Genomic DNA, 16,691 nt, shown 5'->3' with positions numbered 1-16,691 from the left:
GTTCAGTTGTTGCGGTTGAACTCCACACCGATGGAAATCTCTGACTCGTCGCTGCCATCGCGCGCTGGATTCAGGTCGATCTGACTTGCCTGTTTTTCAAACAGACGCATTTGCCGAGCGGCATTGTAGGTCTCAAGACGCAGTTGACTCTGCGGGTTCAAGGGATTGCCGCTGAAGTTGTAATGCGTCGCCACCTCGCCGGGACTGGATGGGAACTGACTCGGCAGCTCGCTGATGATGTTATCGGCCAGGTTCACCGACTCAATCCCGGGCAAATCGAACAGCCCTTTGGGCGTTTCGCTCAGCCCGATATTGTTCAGACGCAATACCCGCAGATTGACCAGTCTGCTCAGGTCGGGCACGTTGCCCAGCGGGTTGTCGCCCAGGTCCAGGGAAAGAAGGTTTTTCATCCCGGCGATGGCGTCTGCGGCTTGCCGTGGAAGCGTGATGCGGCAGTCTGGCAAGCTCAGGTTCGCCAGTGAATCGAGCCCGAGAATCGCAGGCGGGATTTCCCTTAGCGGATAATTGCGAATGTCGACCCCGCGCAGCTTCGGAAACAGCTCCACCAATCGATTGACGTCCGGCGGCGAAGCGGCCGTGCTGGTCAGCCCCAGCTGTTCGATGTAGTCGAAGCGTCCGGACAATGGCGGCAGCTCTCCAGTGAACGACAAATCACAGACGAACGCGTTGTCCCCTGGCGATTTCGGATAGCGCCGCAGACGTGCTTCCAGATTTTCCTTGAAGCGTTTTCGGCGGGCCGATTCCCGGCGCGCGGCTTCTCCTTTCAGGGGCGTGCGGAGCACCGGGTCGTGCGCAGTCTCGTTGCTCCAGGTATCAAGGCGCGTCAGCAATCGGGTTATTTCGGTCTGTCGGCGCATCAGCTCGACGCGACCGTCGGCCAGCGTGCCGGGCAGACGATACAGCAGGTCGTTGGCTTCGAAAGCGGTCAACGAGGGGTACAGCGACTGAATCAGGCTCAAGTCAGCTGATTCGCCCCACACGCCCAGATTGTCGCCTGTGGTCTGAAAGGTCGCTTTGATGCGTTCTCTCGACGCCGCCGACAGCGGATTGGCGCCGATATCCACGCCATTACCGGTGTAGGGAACGAGGTCTCCCGGCAACTCGGTAATGTTGTTGTCGTTCAATAACGCGGCGCCCAGCTGCGGCAGTTGCTCAAGCCCTGCAGGCACTGCGTCGATGCCGGTCCTTATCAGATCGAGGAACCTGAGGTCCGTCAGCGCCGATACATCGGGGGTGGCCTGTAAAGGATTGCCGAACAGGTCCAGTGCCTTCAAGCGGACAAGCGTGGACAACGTCGCTTGCCCGGCCGCATCGAGCGTGATCTCGCAGCGGCTCAACATCAGCGTTTCAAGCGACCGCATGCTCTCCAGCGCCTGCGGCATCCGGCCCAGGTTGCAGCCTTTGAGTTCCAGTCCATTCAAGCCGCTGAAGCTTCTGAGGAAACCGTCCGGAACGCCTGAGCCGCCATCGCCCGCGATCTGCAGATGAGTGATGTGGCTGAAATCTGCGCTCAACTGCGGTAATTCGCCGGCAAATTTCGCCTCCGTTTCGAACCTGTCCAGGCGTAGCGCCAGGTCCCGGGTGCGTCGGCCGCGCCAAAGCTCTTCGAGGCGCTCACCGAACTGTTGCCTGGCGACAAGTTGCGCCGCCCGCGCTTCGGCCGTCCACGGTTGTCCTGTAGCAGGGTTGCTGACGGGCACTTGCTCGCGCCAGGTGTTGAGGTCACTGATCATGCGGGCGATTTCCGCTTCCCAGCGGATCAGTTGCCCCGTACCGGCCTGCAACGTACCGGGGAGTCGGTAAATCATGTCGCTGGCTGTAGCGTCGTCCAGCAGCGGAAACAGCCGGCGCGCCAAGGTTATATCCGCTGTGGCGGGCCTGACCCGGAAGTTGCGACCGTGCACTGCGTGGTAGGCCTTGATCCGCTCGCGCGCATTGAGGGACAGCGGGTTGCCGGTCAGATGTATGCCATCGGCACGCTGTGGGCTGGCCGTGAACAAAGCCTGCGGCAGTTCAGTCATGTGGTTGTCGTTGAGGTATGCGCTCTGCAGTGTCGGGTGGTCGATGATCCCTTCAGGCAGGGCAGTCAGGCCGGTATTCATCAGGAAGATATCCCCCAGCGCCTGCATGCCCCGCAGATCGGGTGCCATGGCCAACGGGTTATCGCTCAGATCCACAAGCTTGAGGGTAGGCAAGGAATCGAGTACATCCTGTCCGGCGCTCGTGAGCGTCACGGCGCAGTGACGCAGGCGCAGTTCCTTGAGCGTCCGCAGGCCTGCCACGAAAGCCGGGATTTCCTTCAGGGCGATGGCTTTCAGTTCCAGAGCCTGGAGGTTGGGGAATTGTTCGACGAACGTCCCGATGTTGCTGATTGCAGCGTTTCCGCTCAGCTTCAGGCTTTCAACGTGGCTGAAATCCGCGGTCAGCCGGGGCATGTCGCCAAAGAATTTCAGGTCGGCCGAAAAGAAACCGCTTCGCGCTGCAGTCTCGCTCGACCGCTGTCGCCATAACGCCTCCAGGGCCTGTTTGAACGCGGTTCGCGCAGTTGTCTGCGCCTGTAATTCAGCGGCGGACAGCAACTGCCCGGTAACCGGATGGGTGGCTGTGATCTGCTCTGTCCACTGCGCGAGATCGAGCTGCATCTGTTCCAGCTCTGCATGCCATTGATCAAGCTGGATACGGCTGTCCGCCAGGGTGCCGGGCAGGTCGTAAATCATATCGCTGGCCTGTTGCTGGTCGAGGTCGGGAAACAGTTGGCGGGCGAGGGCAATGTCCTGGCCGTCGGCGGGCACTTCAAAGTCGTTTTGATAAACGCGGTAATAGGCTTTGATCTTGTCCCGCGCTGCGGCCGAGAGCGGATTGTCGGAAAGATAAATGCCGTCGCTGCGAGTTGCCGGAATGTCGAACAGGGCATCGGGAAGGTCGGTGATGCGGTTGCCGGTCAGCACTGCAATGGGCTGATTCGGGTGGCTGGCCAGCCCATCGGGCACCACGCTAAGACCGCTGTTGGACAGGTCGATATACCTCAGTTCCGGCAGCAGGTTCAGGTCGGGAAATGTCCCCAGCGGGTTGTCGCTCAGGTCCAGCCTGCGCAGGTTGTTCAGCGACACCAGCGCAGCCTGGTTTTCCGGGGTCAGGATCACGCCGCAGTTCTTCAGCTCCAGCTCGCTCAGGCCGGGCAGGCTGACTCCCGCCAGTGTAGTTGTGTCCAGGTCGAAGCCGTCTAGGCGCAGGGTAGTCAGGTTGGGGAAACGTTCCAGGAATGGCGCGATGGCGGAGAGGTTCCTGTTGCCGATCAGGTTCAATCGCGAAACGTGGTCGAAATTGGCGCTGAGTATCGGCATGGTGCCGCTGAACTCGGCATTTGCCCTCAGTTCATCAGCGCGGCCGAACGCGGTCCGGCTGCGCCAGAACAACTTGAGTTGCCGGGCAAAGGAACGCCTGGCATTGATTTCGCGGGGGTCTTCTTCAAACGTCGTCGACGTGCCGGATTCAGGTGGAGCGATGGAAGCCTGAGCGATCCATTGATCCAGTTCGACGTTCATCTGGCTCAGCTCTGTCTCCCAGCATGACAACTGGGCGCGGGCGTCGGCCCAGGTGCCGGGTAGCCGGTACAACACCTGAGTGGCCTGCTCGGCATCCAGGTTGGGGAACAGGTTGATGGTGCGTCGCAGGTCTTGCGACTTCGGGCGGACGCCGAAGTGTTTGCCGGTGTGGCTGTAAAAGCTTTTTACCCGTTCGCGAGACGCAGTGGACAACGGGTTGTCAGCAAAGGTGTAGCCATCGCTCAGAGAGCTGGCCAGGTTGAAGAAACCATCGGGGATGCGCGTGATCCGGTTGCCGTCGAACTGCGCAGAGATCAATCGCGGATGATCGAGTACGTCATCCGGTACGGCGTAGAGGCCGGTGTTCGACAAGTTGACGTAACGCAGCGAGGGCATTGCGTGCAGATCGGGAGGCAGGCCCAACGAATTGCCGTGCAGATCGAGCAGGGTGAGTTGCGGTAATGAGGCCAGCACCGATTGGGTCGTGGTGGTCAGGCTGACTCGGCAATTGCGCAATCTCAATTCGCGCAGCGCCGGCATCGAGCCGAGCGCCTGGGGCAGGCTGGGCAGATTGAGATTGCGCGCATCCAGGCTTTGCAGTTGCGTGAAAGAGTGGAGAAAGCTGTCGAGAGAACCGGTCGTGGCATTGCCGTCGATCGCGAGCAGAGTGATGTGGCTGAAGTCGGCCGACAGCACAGGCAAGTCGTCCAGGATGCCGTGGGTCAACAACAAGGCGTGGCCCGAGGCGGCACCCTGCGGATCGATCCCGACGACGTTCTCACGTCGCCAGCCCTGGAGCAGTTGTTCCCTGAGCAATCGCCGGTTGCGAATGTCCGCGCGTCGCTCGATTGCCGTGAGCACGCTACCCGTCTCTGGATGTCGGGCGGGCGGGTCGTTGGCCCAGACCTGCAGCTCGTGCTGCAGTTGCAGATAGTCATCTTGCAAACGAACCAGTTCTGCGCGAGCGCCGGACGGACTGGCGCGCATGCTCCGCGCCAGGTGCTGGATGCGGCGATCCGACATTCTCGGGTAGAGGACCCGTATGTCTGCTTCAAGGGTGCGTTGTGGGGCGTCCTCCAGCGCGATCGCACGGGAAAGCCGTGGGTAACCCTCGGCACCCACCAGGCGTAATGTATCGATTTTCGGCGGGGTGACCGGATGTTCCGCCAGCACCTCCCGCAGCTCGCTGCGTTCCAGCGTGCGCTCGCGGATTGCGGCCTTCAGCGCCTGTCCCTCATCGATCCGCAGATCGAGACTCTGGCGCTCGCTGTCGGGCAGGGCATGGAGCAGGCCGGAATAGAAATCGCTGAGCGAATGCAGTGCCTGGCCGCGCTCATCGTAGGGTTGATAGCGCCCGTCGTCGGTGCGCACGAGGACTTTTTGCTCGGGGGCGTCTTCGCGGCCGATGCTGTCGAGTACCGGGCCGTCGTGACGGCCGTCGCGGATTTCGATGCGCACATCGCCGCTCCAGCCGGGCAACAGTTTGAGGCTATGCAGGGCGAGGGCATCGGAATCGGGATTGCTCACTGAACCGAGCTGCAGCCCTTCGTAGGCGCGGGCGACGCGCACTTCCTGGCGGGCCAGTTGCAGCAGCTCCTGCTGGCGCGGCGGGACCTGGCCCTGGTCGAGCTGTAACAGTTCGCCGCCGGTGGCGGTGTCGAGCAGTTCGCGGGTGATGCTGACCGGCAGGTCGGGGGCTTGCGCCTGGAGCGGCTGTGCCAGTGGGTCGTCGATGGGTTGCAGCGCCTGGTAGCGCGATTCGAACAATGTGTTTCTGTGGGTTTTCGCGAGGCCGACCAGTTGCTTGCGCAGGGTCTGGCTGCGAACGTCCAGTGATGGCGTCAGCGCAAAGGGTTCAGCCAGCAGCGCCTTGATCTGCGCTTCATCGAGGACCGCGAGCAAGGATTTGAGCAGGTCGCCACCGACCAGGCGATCCTGCTGCAGCTCTGTCAGGGGCAGGCTTTCGTCTGCAGAGGATTGCCAGAGCAGTTCGCCTTGTCGATCGATCAGACGCAGTCGGCTGTTGCTCGGCCAACGGCCGTGGTCGGCAAGCAATTGCAACTGGGTGACCGGATCGGCACGCAAGAAATCTTCAGACGCTTCGCTGGCAAGCTGATCGATGAAGCGCTGCAGCTGCTGGTCGATCCTGAAGCGCTGAATGCTGTCGGCCAGCAGCGGCGGGACCTTTTCCCGATTGACATGCATCTTGCGCAAAACGTCTTCGCTGGCGCCACTGACCTGCAGAATGGTTTCCCGCTCGGCCGGCGAAAAGCTCTCGACCGACGGGCCGATGCGGCGCAGTGCGGTTTCGCCGTCCCACTCGAGCGGTTGCTCGAGCTCCGTGTGCCAGGCGCCTTCACCGTTATGGCGGACCACCGGTTGGTAGGCGTCGGGTCGGGTGGGATGTTCGATGCGGTACTGCCCGGACATCTCGTCGGGTTTCACTGAAAAATGCGCATCGTCGAGGGGCAGCAGTTGCTTGTCCTGATGGGCATGCAGGCCCAGTCCGTCGGGTTGCGAATCGGCTGGCGGACGCAGCGGGTGCCTGTAACGCTCAAGATCGGGCTGCCAGTAGCGGGTTTCGCCTTTGGCCAGTTTCACCGGTTTGAAGCGGTCGATGAACGCCACGACCTCTGTGGGCAGTACCTTGCGGAATTCGGCCGCGCCAATCGCCCCGCCCACCGCGAAAAGGCCCAACTGAATCATCGAATCGACGGTGTCCATCAGGTGCCCGATGGCTTCGGTGTTGCGACCCTGTGCCCACTCGACGATGCCCTCGAAGGTTTCGTCGAGCATCTGATAAGCCATGTACGCCATCATCGCCTCGCCCAGCACCGGCACGAATGGCGCGACGATCAAGGCAGCGCTTTGGACGATGCTGGAAAGGATATTGACCACCGAATCCCAGAACGCCCAGCGCGCGCGTTGGTCGACCCAGGCCGTCGGGACGGCGATGACTCGGGCATCGTTGAAGACCTTGTTCAGTTTGGCCTGGTGCAAGTGCTGCCACAGGTCGTCGTAGAACGGCACGAGCGCGCTCTGCAGATCGGGCCGTTCCACAGGTGCTTCTCGCCAGGCGGGCAGGGCGCTGCCGGGCTCGTGCGGGTGCCATTTGATTTCGCTCAGGCGGCTGTTGAGTGTGCTGAAGAAGTAGCCCCGTTGTTCGTGATTGACGAAGCGGCTGAAGAATTGCTGGTACTCCGTTGACCGCAACTGGCGCGTCAGCTCGACGAGCATTTCAGCTGGCGACGCGTATTCCTTGAACGGATGCTCGGGGTCGTTCGGTACATAGGCCACGACGCGTGCAGCGTCGCGTGTCACGTACAGATCCGCAGCGAACACGACGATGCCGGTAAGCGGCGCACAAAGCATGGTCATGTCATGGCGCAGCACCGGTGCACCGTTGATGTAAATGCCGGTCATGCCGTCGAGAATGGCGTCGACCAGACGAAAGTGATTCTCCGATACGTCACGGTTCATCCGCGCCCATTGCAGCGCGGCTTTCATCGCAGCTTTCTCGCTGGCGTCCAGTTTGCCGCGTAACACCGTCGCGACCATCGGATCGGAGTAACCGAGATTGTTTTCCAGGCTGGCTTTGTACTGCGCACCGATGTCCAGGCGGCGACACAGTTGGGTGAAGGCCGCAATACTGAGTCTGGCCTTGATCTGCGGCAGTGGCTCGAACTGCCCGCCTGGGGAGGGCGCAGTGGTGTAGGTCGATGCCGCTTCGAAAGCGTTTTCGTGGGTTTCCCGGTCCTCGAAGTTATGCAGCGCGGCATCCAGCAACGATACCGTCCAGACGCGGGCGCCCGTGCTGATGGCAAACCATGGCGTCGTCACGGGGATGTACAGGCGCACGAAGGTGCCTCTGACGTCCAGATCGAGATCGAAGCATTTTTTCAGTTCCGCCTTGAGCAACGGCTCGGCGAAAGCGGCGGCGTCCTGCAGATGTTCCAGGCTTTTGTCCACCTGGCTGTGCGCGGTGATACTTGTTGCAGTGAGGTCTTTCAGCACAGCGTGCTGTTCGGTGGCAGCGAGCCTGAGTGTCTCCGGCATTTGCGCAGTGCTGTTTTTCAGTGCCTGGCGCCGGGAGGCGGAGGTGTTGCCGAGCCACTGGGGAATCGCGTTTTTCAGTGGTTGATAATGCTCGTCCGGATGTTGGGGATCGGGCGTCTTGCTCGAGGTTGTCGGTAAGTGTCGATCAGACAGGTGCATGAGCATTCCTTGGCCGTGATAAGAACCCTCAGCAAATCAGCAGCAAGCGCCTGCCGTGCGGTACATATTCATATCTCTTTCGCGAGGCTGACTTGGTATTCTGCGCGGCCTCCCGCAAATCGGCCGTGCCCGGTAAACTGCGCCTTTGCGACGCTATATGTCGCATTGCCGTAAACCCGGGAAAATCCGGGGTTTGCGCTATAAGAAGTTGTCGCTTGGCGACAAGGCCGGGCACCAAACTGTCCTTACAATCCCCCCATCGCTCGCCAGTTCCAGGCGGGTGTTCCTCTTCAGGAGACTCCGATGTCCGTTGAGCACGCTGCGGTACAACGCGCCGATTTCGACCAGGTAATGGTTCCCAACTACGCGCCTGCCGCTTTCATTCCGGTGCGTGGCGCCGGTTCCCGGGTCTGGGATCAGGCCGGCCGCGAGCTGATCGACTTCGCCGGCGGGATTGCCGTCAACGTATTGGGCCACGCGCACCCGGCGCTGGTCGGCGCGTTGACCGAACAGGCGAACAAGCTGTGGCACGTCTCCAACGTGTTCACCAACGAGCCGGCCCTGCGCCTGGCGCACAAGCTGATCGACGCCACGTTCGCCGAGCGCGTGTTCTTCTGCAACTCCGGCGCTGAAGCCAACGAGGCCGCGTTCAAGCTGGCCCGTCGCGTTGCATTCGACCGTTTCGGCACGGAGAAATACGAAATCATCGCCGCGCTGAACAGCTTCCACGGCCGTACCCTGTTCACCGTCAACGTCGGTGGTCAGTCGAAATACTCCGACGGTTTCGGCCCGAAAATCACCGGTATCACCCACGTTCCCTACAACGACTTGGCCGCGCTGAAAGCCGCGGTGTCCGAGAAGACCTGCGCGGTCGTGCTCGAGCCGATCCAGGGCGAGGGCGGCGTGCTGCCGGCCGAGCTTGAATACCTGCAAGCTGCCCGCGAACTGTGCGATGCGAACAACGCGCTGCTGGTGTTCGACGAAGTGCAGACCGGCATGGGCCGCAGCGGCAAGCTGTTCGCCTACCAGCATTACGGCGTGACCCCGGACATCCTCACCAGCGCCAAGAGCCTGGGCGGTGGTTTCCCGATCGCGGCGATGCTGACCACCGAAGCGCTGGCCAAACATCTGGTGGTCGGCACTCACGGCACCACGTACGGCGGCAACCCGTTGGCCTGCGCTGTCGCTGAGGCAGTGATCGACGTGATCAACACTCCTGAAGTGTTGAACGGCGTGAACGCCAAGCACGACAAGTTCAAGACCCGCCTGCAACAGATCGGCGAGAAATACGGCCTGTTCACTCAGGTGCGTGGTCTCGGTCTGCTGATCGGTTGCGTGCTGAGCGACGCCTGGAAAGGCAAGGCCAAGGACATCTTCAACGCCGCCGAACAGGAAGGCCTGATGATTCTCCAGGCTGGCCCGGACGTGATCCGTTTCGCCCCGAGTCTGGTGGTGGAAGACGCCGATATCGATGCCGGTCTGGACCGCTTCGAACGCGCTGCGGCGAAGTTGACGCAAGCCTGATGGACCTTTCGGCGCCTGGAGTTTTTCAGGTGCCGAAGCCAATTTTTGATACCGGGCATGTTCACTGTAGGAGTGAGCCTGCTCGCGATAGCGGTTTGTCAGTCGACTCATCGGGTTCTGACAGACTGCTATCGCGAGCAGGCTCACTCCTACAAGGTCCGGTGTTTTTTTCTGTGAATATTGAAGAGAAAGGAGTGACACCATGCTGGTGATGCGCCCCGCGCAAATGGCTGATCTGGGCGAGGTACAGCGTCTGGCTGCGGACAGCCCGATTGGTGTCACTTCCTTGCCGGATGACGTTGAACGTCTGAGCGACAAGATCGCCGCGAGCGAAGCATCGTTCGCCGCCGAAGTGAGCTTCAACGGTGAAGAGAGTTACTTCTTCGTCCTCGAAGACTCGAGCACCGGCAAACTGGTCGGCTGCTCGGCCATCGTCGCTTCGGCCGGTTACTCCGAGCCGTTCTACAGCTTCCGCAACGAGACGTTCGTGCATGCCTCCCGCGAGCTGAAGATTCACAACAAGATCCACGTGCTCTCGCAGTGCCACGACCTGACCGGCAACAGCTTGCTGACCAGTTTCTACGTGCAGCGCGAGCTGGTCGGGTCGCCGTGGGCCGAGCTCAATTCCCGTGGCCGTCTGCTGTTCGTCGCCAGTCACCCGGAGCGTTTTGCCGATTCGGTGGTGACCGAGATCGTCGGTTACAGCGACGAGAATGGCGACTCGCCGTTCTGGGATGCGATCGGGCGCAACTTCTTCGACCTCAACTACGCCGAAGCCGAGCGTCTGTGCGGGCTGAAAAGCCGCACCTTCCTCGCCGAGCTGATGCCGCATTATCCGATCTACGTGCCGCTGCTGCCGGACTCCGCGCAAGAGGCGATGGGTCAGGTGCACCCGCGGGCGCAGATCACCTTCGACATCCTGATGCGCGAAGGCTTCGAGACCGATCACTACATCGACATCTTCGACGGCGGCCCGACCCTGCATGCGCGGGTTTCCGGGATCCGTTCAATCGCGCAGAGCCGCGTGGTGCCGGTGAAGATCGGCGAGCCGGTCAAAGGCGCCGGGCGTCAGTACCTTGTGGCCAATGCGCAGTTGCAGGATTACCGCGCGGTGTTGCTGGAGCTGGATTACGCGCCGGGCAAACCGGTGACGCTGGATATGGAAGCGGCCGAAGCCCTGGGCGTCGGTGAAGGTGCCAGCGTGCGCCTGGTGGCGGTTTAACGCCTTAGCGAGTTTCACGGGTGGCGCGAGCGGCCCGTTTGAGGAGATAGCATGATTGTTCGTCCCGTACGCAGCAGCGATTTATCCGCGCTGATCGACCTGGCCCGCAGCACCGGCACCGGCCTGACCACTTTGCCGGCCAACGAAGAGCGCCTGACCCACCGGGTCGGCTGGGCCGAGAAGACCTTTCGCGGCGAAGCCGGGCGTGGCGATGCGGACTACCTGTTCGTGCTCGAAGACGACGACGGCCGCGTGGTGGGCATTTCCGCCATCGCCGGAGCGGTCGGCCTGCGTGAGCCCTGGTACAATTTCCGCGTCGGTCTGACCGTCAGCGCGTCGCAAGAGCTGAACATCTATCGCGAAATTCCGACGCTGTTTCTGGCCAACGACCTGACCGGCAATTCCGAGCTGTGCTCGCTGTTCCTGCACGCCGATTACCGCAACGGACTGAACGGCCGCATGCTGTCCAAGGCACGCATGCTGTTCATCGCCGAGTTCCCGGAGCTGTTCGGCAACAAGATCATCGCCGAAATGCGCGGCGTGTCCGACGACGCCGGGCGCTCGCCGTTCTGGGAGAGCCTTGGCCGGCATTTCTTCAAGATGGAATTCAGCCAGGCCGATTACCTGACCGGCGTCGGCAACAAGGCATTCATCGCCGAACTGATGCCGAAATTCCCGCTGTACACCTGCTTCCTCTCGCCGGACGCGCGCAATGTCATCGGCCAGGTACACCCGGATACCGAGCCGGCGCTGGCCATGCTCAAGAGCGAAGGCTTCAGCTACCAGGGTTACGTCGACATCTTCGACGCCGGCCCGGCCATCGAATGCGAAACCAGCAAGATCCGCGCAGTGCGTGACAGCGAAGCGCTGGTGTTGGCCGTGGGCACGCCGGGTGATGACGCCACACCCTTCATCATCCACAACCGCAAGCGCGAGGATTGCCGCATCACTGCCGCGCCAGCGCGTCTGGCAGCGGGCACCCTGGTGGTCGATCCGCAGACCGCAAAACGTCTTCAACTCAGCGCCGGCGATCAGGTTCGCGCCGTGGCGCTGTCCGCTGCACGGGAGTCGAAATAATGAATTCGCTATACATCGCAGGTGAGTGGCTGGCCGGTCAGGGCGAAGCCTTTCAGTCGCTGAACCCGGTGACCCAGCAAGTGCTGTGGGCGGGTGAGGGCGCGACGGCCGCGCAGGTCGAGTCGGCGGTGCAGGCTGCCCGTCAGGCCTTTCCTCAATGGGCACGTCGCACGCTCGAAGAGCGCATCAGCGTGCTCGAGGCTTTCGCCGCGTCGCTGAAAAACCACGCTGACGAACTGGCTCGCACCATCGGTGAAGAAACCGGCAAGCCGCTGTGGGAGTCCGCGACTGAAGTCACCAGCATGGTCAACAAGATCGCCATCTCGGTGCAGAGCTACCGCGAGCGTACCGGCGAGAAGAGCGGCCCGCTGGGTGACGCTACCGCCGTATTGCGCCACAAGCCCCACGGCGTGGTCGCGGTGTTCGGTCCTTACAACTTCCCCGGTCACTTGCCCAACGGTCATATCGTGCCGGCGCTGCTGGCCGGTAACAGCGTGCTGTTCAAACCCAGCGAACTGACACCGAAAGTCGCCGAGCTGACGGTCAAGTGCTGGATCGAAGCCGGTCTGCCGGCAGGCGTGCTGAACCTGCTGCAAGGCGCGCGGGAAACCGGTATCGCTCTGGCGGCGAACCCGGGCATCGACGGTCTGTTCTTCACCGGTTCCAGCCGCACCGGCAATCATCTGCATCAGCAATTTGCCGGTCGCCCGGACAAGATTCTTGCGTTGGAAATGGGCGGCAACAACCCGCTGGTGGTCGATCAGGTCGCCGATCTGAATGCGGCGGTGTACACCATCATTCAGTCGGCATTCATTTCCGCCGGTCAGCGCTGCACCTGCGCCCGGCGTCTGCTGGTGCCAGAAGGCGCGTGGGGCGACAGCCTGCTCAAGCGTCTGGTAGAAGTCAGCGCGACCATCGAAGTCGGTGCGTTCGATCAGCAACCGGCGCCGTTCATGGGTTCGGTGATTTCCCTCGGCGCGGCGAAAGCGCTGATGGATGCGCAGGAACAACTGCTGGCCAACGGCGCGGTGGCGCTGCTGGAAATGACTCAGCCGCAGGCGCAGTCGGCCTTGCTGACCCCGGGCATCGTCGATGTAACGGCAGTCGCTGAGCGTCCGGACGAAGAACTGTTCGGGCCGTTGCTGCAAGTGATCCGCTACGCCGATTTCGCTGCGGCGATCACTGAAGCCAACAACACCGCTTATGGGCTGGCCGCCGGTTTGCTCTCGGATTCCGAAGCGCGTTACCAGCAGTTCTGGCTGGAAAGCCGCGCCGGCATCGTCAACTGGAACAAACAGCTGACCGGCGCCGCCAGCAGCGCGCCATTCGGCGGCGTCGGTGCCTCGGGCAACCACCGCGCCAGCGCCTATTACGCAGCGGACTACTGCGCGTACCCGGTGGCATCGCTGGAAACCCCGAGCCTGGTGTTGCCATCGGCCCTGACGCCTGGCGTGAAAATGGCGTGATGCCCATTCGCGAGCAGGCTCGCTCCCACATTGGAATGCATTTTCCTGTGGGAGCGAGCCTGCTCGCGAAGGCCGCGCCTCGGTCGCAAAGAATAGTTACTGAAGCCTATAACAACAGATTCTCGTGGAGCCTCGCTGATGAAATCCTATGAAGTCAATTTTGACGGTCTAGTGGGGCCGACCCATAACTACGGTGGTCTGTCCTACGGCAACGTCGCCTCGCAGAGCAACAGTCAGCAATCCTCGAATCCGAAGGAAGCGGCGCTGCAAGGTCTGGCGAAAATGAAAGCGCTGATGGACATGGGCTTTCAGCAAGGCGTACTGGCTCCGCAGGAACGTCCCGACGTGGCCGCGCTGCGCCGTCTGGGCTTCAGCGGCACCGATGCGCAGGTGATCGAGCGGGCCGCCAAAGAAGCGATGCCGCTGCTGGTCGCCAGCTGCTCGGCGTCGAGCATGTGGGTGGCCAACGCCGCCACGGTCAGCCCGAGTGCCGACACTGCCGACGGCCGCGTGCACTTCACCGCCGCCAACCTCAATTGCAAATACCACCGCAGCATCGAACACCCGACCACCAGTCGCGTGCTCGGAGCTATGTTCGCCAATCAGCAGCACTTCGCCCATCACGCTGCGCTCCCAGCGGTAGCGCAATTCGGCGACGAAGGCGCGGCTAACCACACGCGCTTCTGCCGTGAGTACGGTGAAGCCGGCGTCGAGTTTTTCGTGTTCGGTCGCAGTGCGTTCGACAACCGTTTCCCGGCGCCGCAAAAATACCCGGCGCGCCAGACCCTCGAAGCCTCGCAAGCCGTCGCGCGTCTGCACGGTCTGCGTGACGAAGGCGTGGTCTACGCGCAACAGAACCCCAACGTCATCGATCAGGGCGTGTTCCACAACGACGTGATCGCTGTGGGCAACGGCGAGGTTCTGTTCTATCACGAGGACGCGTTCCTCGAGACCGACAAGATGCTCGCCGAACTGCAAGGCAAACTGGCCAAGGTCGGCGGCAACTTCCAGTCCGTTTGCGTGCCGCGTTCGGCGGTCAGCGTCGATGACGCGGTGCGTTCCTACCTGTTCAACAGCCAGTTGCTGTCGCGTCCCGACGGTTCGATGCTGCTGATCGTGCCGCAGGAATGCCAGGCCAACGAACGCGTCTGGGCTTATCTGCAGAGTTTGACCAGCTCGGGTGGAATGATCCGCGAAGTGAAAGTCTTCGATCTCAAGCAAAGCATGCAGAACGGCGGTGGCCCGGCATGCCTGCGTCTGCGCGTGGCGCTGAATGAAACCGAACTGGCGGCGGTCAACCCAGGGGTTATCATGACGGCCCCGTTGTACGGTTCGTTGACCGCATGGGTTGAAAAGCACTACCGCGACCGCCTGAGCGAAACCGACCTGGCGGACCCGCAGTTGCTGCTTGAATGCCGGACGGCACTGGATGAACTGACGCAAATCCTTAAACTGGGCGCGGTTTATCCTTTCCAGATCAATTGATCGCCAGCGCGCGGCCTGAACCCGGCGCGCGGCGTGTCACCCCAAGAGAGTAAAAACATGAGCGATTCCCTGCAGCTGATCCTTGAAGACACCGACGGCACGCAACTGCAAACCTCGTGCACCCGCGTTGCGGTCATGTGGCAAGGCAAAGAGCTGTGGATCCAGCAGGATGGCCGTGGCCAACTGCTGATCGGCGTGGACGTGGAGGAAGGTGACGAAGAGTACGCCAACCTGCTGCTGCGCCCATTGGCGACTAATCTGGTAAGTCTGCAACTGGAAATGGAACCGGCTGACCTCGGCGCTGACGAGGATCACGTACACGGCCCGGATTGCAACCACGACCACTAAGGAAATCGCTCTATGCTCGCCCTCGGCAAACTGCTTGAACTGACCCTCGCCGGCCGCGAACCGGCGGAGAAGACTCAACTGACTGTCGAAGGCGTGCGCATGCGCTGGTTGAGCGAAGGGGCGCTGGAAGTCCGGCCCCCGGAAGCGCGCGACAATGGCCAGGACCTGCTGCTCTCGGCAGGTATCCACGGCAATGAAACCGCGCCGATCGAGTTGCTCGATCGGTTGCTGCACGACATCGCACGCGGCGACCTGAAGCCGCGCGCACGCATTCTGTTCCTGTTCGGCAACCCGGAAGCGATTCGCAAGGGTGAGCGTTTCGTCGAGCAGGACGTCAATCGGCTGTTCAACGGTCGTCATGAGCAAAGCAGCGGCTCGGAAGCGTTGCGCGCCTGTGAGCTGGAGCGGCTGGCGGCGAGTTTCTTCAGCAAGCCCGAGCGCCAGCGCCTGCACTACGACCTGCACACGGCGATTCGTGGTTCGAAGATCGAGCAGTTCGCCTTGTACCCATGGAAGGAAGGGCGTCAGCATTCCCGTCGTGAGCTGGCGCGCCTGCGCGCCGCCGGCATGGAAGCGGTGCTGTTGCAGAACAAGCCGTCGATCGTCTTCAGTTCGTATACCTACGACAAGCTCGACGCCGAGGCTTTCACCCTGGAACTGGGCAAGGCGCGGCCGTTCGGGCAGAACGACGGCGTCAATGTCTCACTGTTGGAAACCCGCCTGAAGCAGATCATCGAAGGCAATGAGCCGGAGACAGAAGCAGGGCTGGATGGCTTGCAACTGTTCAGCGTGGCGCGGGAAATCATCAAGCACAGCGACGCGTTCCGCCTGAACCTGCCGGCGGACATCGAGAATTTTTCCGAGCTGGAGCCGGGTTATGTGCTGGCCGAAGACCTGGCCAATACCCGTTGGGTGATCGAAGAGCAGGGCGCGCGGATCATCTTCCCCAATCCCAAGGTCAAGAACGGCCTGCGCGCCGGCATCCTGATCGTCCCGACCACCGACGAAAACCTCGCCTGACGCAATCTGGCGGCTGGAGCAAATTCCTGTGGGAGCGAGCCTGCTCGCGAATGCTGACTGCCAGCCAAAAATGATGGTGGCTGACACACCGCATTCGCGAGCAGGCTCGCTCCCACATTTAAATTCGGGTGGGGCTTGAGTCCCCACCCGGCCGGGTGGAATCAGACCGCTACCGCCCGCGGCTCCGTACGGCGCAGTGCGCGAATCTTCTGCAGCGTATCGGCGCAAGTCCGCGCCGCTTCCTGGCCCTTGTGCACAAAGTGTTCGAAAAAGAATTTCTGGTGCTCTTCGCCCGAATGAAAGTGATGCGGGGTCAGCGACACCGAGAACACCGGCACTTCGGTTTCCAGCTGCACCTGCATCAGGCCACTGACCACCGATTGCGCAACAAACTCGTGGCGGTAGATGCCACCGTCCACCACCAGGGCGGCGGCGACGATGCCGGCGTAACGGCCGGACTTGGCCAGCAGCTTGGCGTGCAGCGGCATTTCGAAAGCGCCGCCGACTTCGAAGAAATCGATGTCCGATTCCTGATAACCCTGCACCAGCATTTCGGCGACGAAGCCTTTGCGGCTCTGGTCGACGATTTCCTTGTGCCAGCAGGCCTGGATGAACGCGACGCGCTCGCCCTGTGGGTGTTTGCTTTTGCTGTCGATAGCGGTGGGTTGCATGTTCTGACTCCTGTTTGTGTGAAAAACAGGGCGTTATGAATCGAAAGGGATGCAAGGGTGCGAGCGCAGGCACGAATGCACGCGGACGGCCCTTTGG

At 61.8% G+C, this 16,691-nt stretch carries 9 protein-coding genes; 7 read left to right on the top strand and 2 right to left on the bottom strand.

Features of this window, described 5'->3' with window-relative positions; genetic code table 11:
* Window positions 1-2 precede the first annotated feature (2 nt).
* A complete protein-coding gene (locus LIS66_RS20100; RefSeq protein ID WP_227972897.1) occupies window positions 3-7,781 on the bottom strand; it encodes a dermonecrotic toxin domain-containing protein in 7,779 nt (2,592 codons plus the stop codon).
* Window positions 7,782-8,084: 303 nt separating this feature from the next.
* On the opposite strand from LIS66_RS20100, the gene LIS66_RS20095 reads away from it, so the two are divergent.
* From LIS66_RS20095 to astE, 7 genes are all read left to right on the top strand, one after another.
* Complete coding sequence (locus tag LIS66_RS20095) at window positions 8,085-9,305, top strand: aspartate aminotransferase family protein (protein WP_227972896.1); 1,221 nt, start codon at window positions 8,085-8,087, stop codon at window positions 9,303-9,305.
* 202 nt (window positions 9,306-9,507) lie between these two features.
* Window positions 9,508-10,527, top strand: a complete 1,020-nt coding sequence (gene aruF / locus LIS66_RS20090) for an arginine/ornithine succinyltransferase subunit alpha (protein ID WP_024014015.1) — start codon at window positions 9,508-9,510, stop codon at window positions 10,525-10,527.
* Window positions 10,528-10,578: 51 nt separating this feature from the next.
* Complete coding sequence (gene astA / locus LIS66_RS20085; protein WP_024014014.1) at window positions 10,579-11,604, top strand: arginine N-succinyltransferase; 1,026 nt, start codon at window positions 10,579-10,581, stop codon at window positions 11,602-11,604.
* The gene (gene astD, locus LIS66_RS20080; protein ID WP_227974538.1) at window positions 11,601-13,070 is read left to right on the top strand and encodes a succinylglutamate-semialdehyde dehydrogenase; all 1,470 of its coding nucleotides are present in this window, start codon (window positions 11,601-11,603) and stop codon (window positions 13,068-13,070) included. Before astA ends, astD begins: the two co-directional genes overlap by 4 nt.
* 138 nt (window positions 13,071-13,208) lie before the next feature.
* A complete protein-coding gene (gene astB / locus LIS66_RS20075) occupies window positions 13,209-14,555 on the top strand; it encodes an N-succinylarginine dihydrolase (protein WP_042607201.1) in 1,347 nt (448 codons plus the stop codon).
* A 57-nt stretch (window positions 14,556-14,612) separates the two neighbouring features.
* Complete coding sequence (locus tag LIS66_RS20070; RefSeq protein WP_016773591.1) at window positions 14,613-14,903, top strand: hypothetical protein; 291 nt, start codon at window positions 14,613-14,615, stop codon at window positions 14,901-14,903.
* A 12-nt stretch (window positions 14,904-14,915) separates the two neighbouring features.
* Window positions 14,916-15,923, top strand: a complete 1,008-nt coding sequence (astE, locus tag LIS66_RS20065) for a succinylglutamate desuccinylase (protein ID WP_227972895.1) — start codon at window positions 14,916-14,918, stop codon at window positions 15,921-15,923.
* Between the two features lie 161 nt (window positions 15,924-16,084).
* Here the strand turns inward: astE and LIS66_RS20060 are convergent, their stop codons facing one another.
* Complete coding sequence (locus LIS66_RS20060) at window positions 16,085-16,594, bottom strand: 6,7-dimethyl-8-ribityllumazine synthase (protein ID WP_016773593.1); 510 nt, start codon at window positions 16,592-16,594, stop codon at window positions 16,085-16,087.
* Window positions 16,595-16,691: the final 97 nt, after the last annotated feature.

The organism is Pseudomonas sp. HN2, assembly GCF_020736465.1.
In the GTDB taxonomy this organism is placed as follows: domain Bacteria; phylum Pseudomonadota; class Gammaproteobacteria; order Pseudomonadales; family Pseudomonadaceae; genus Aquipseudomonas; species Aquipseudomonas moraviensis_A.
The sequence above is the reverse complement of the archived record's forward strand: the minus strand, read 5'-3'. Positions and strand labels throughout refer to the sequence as shown.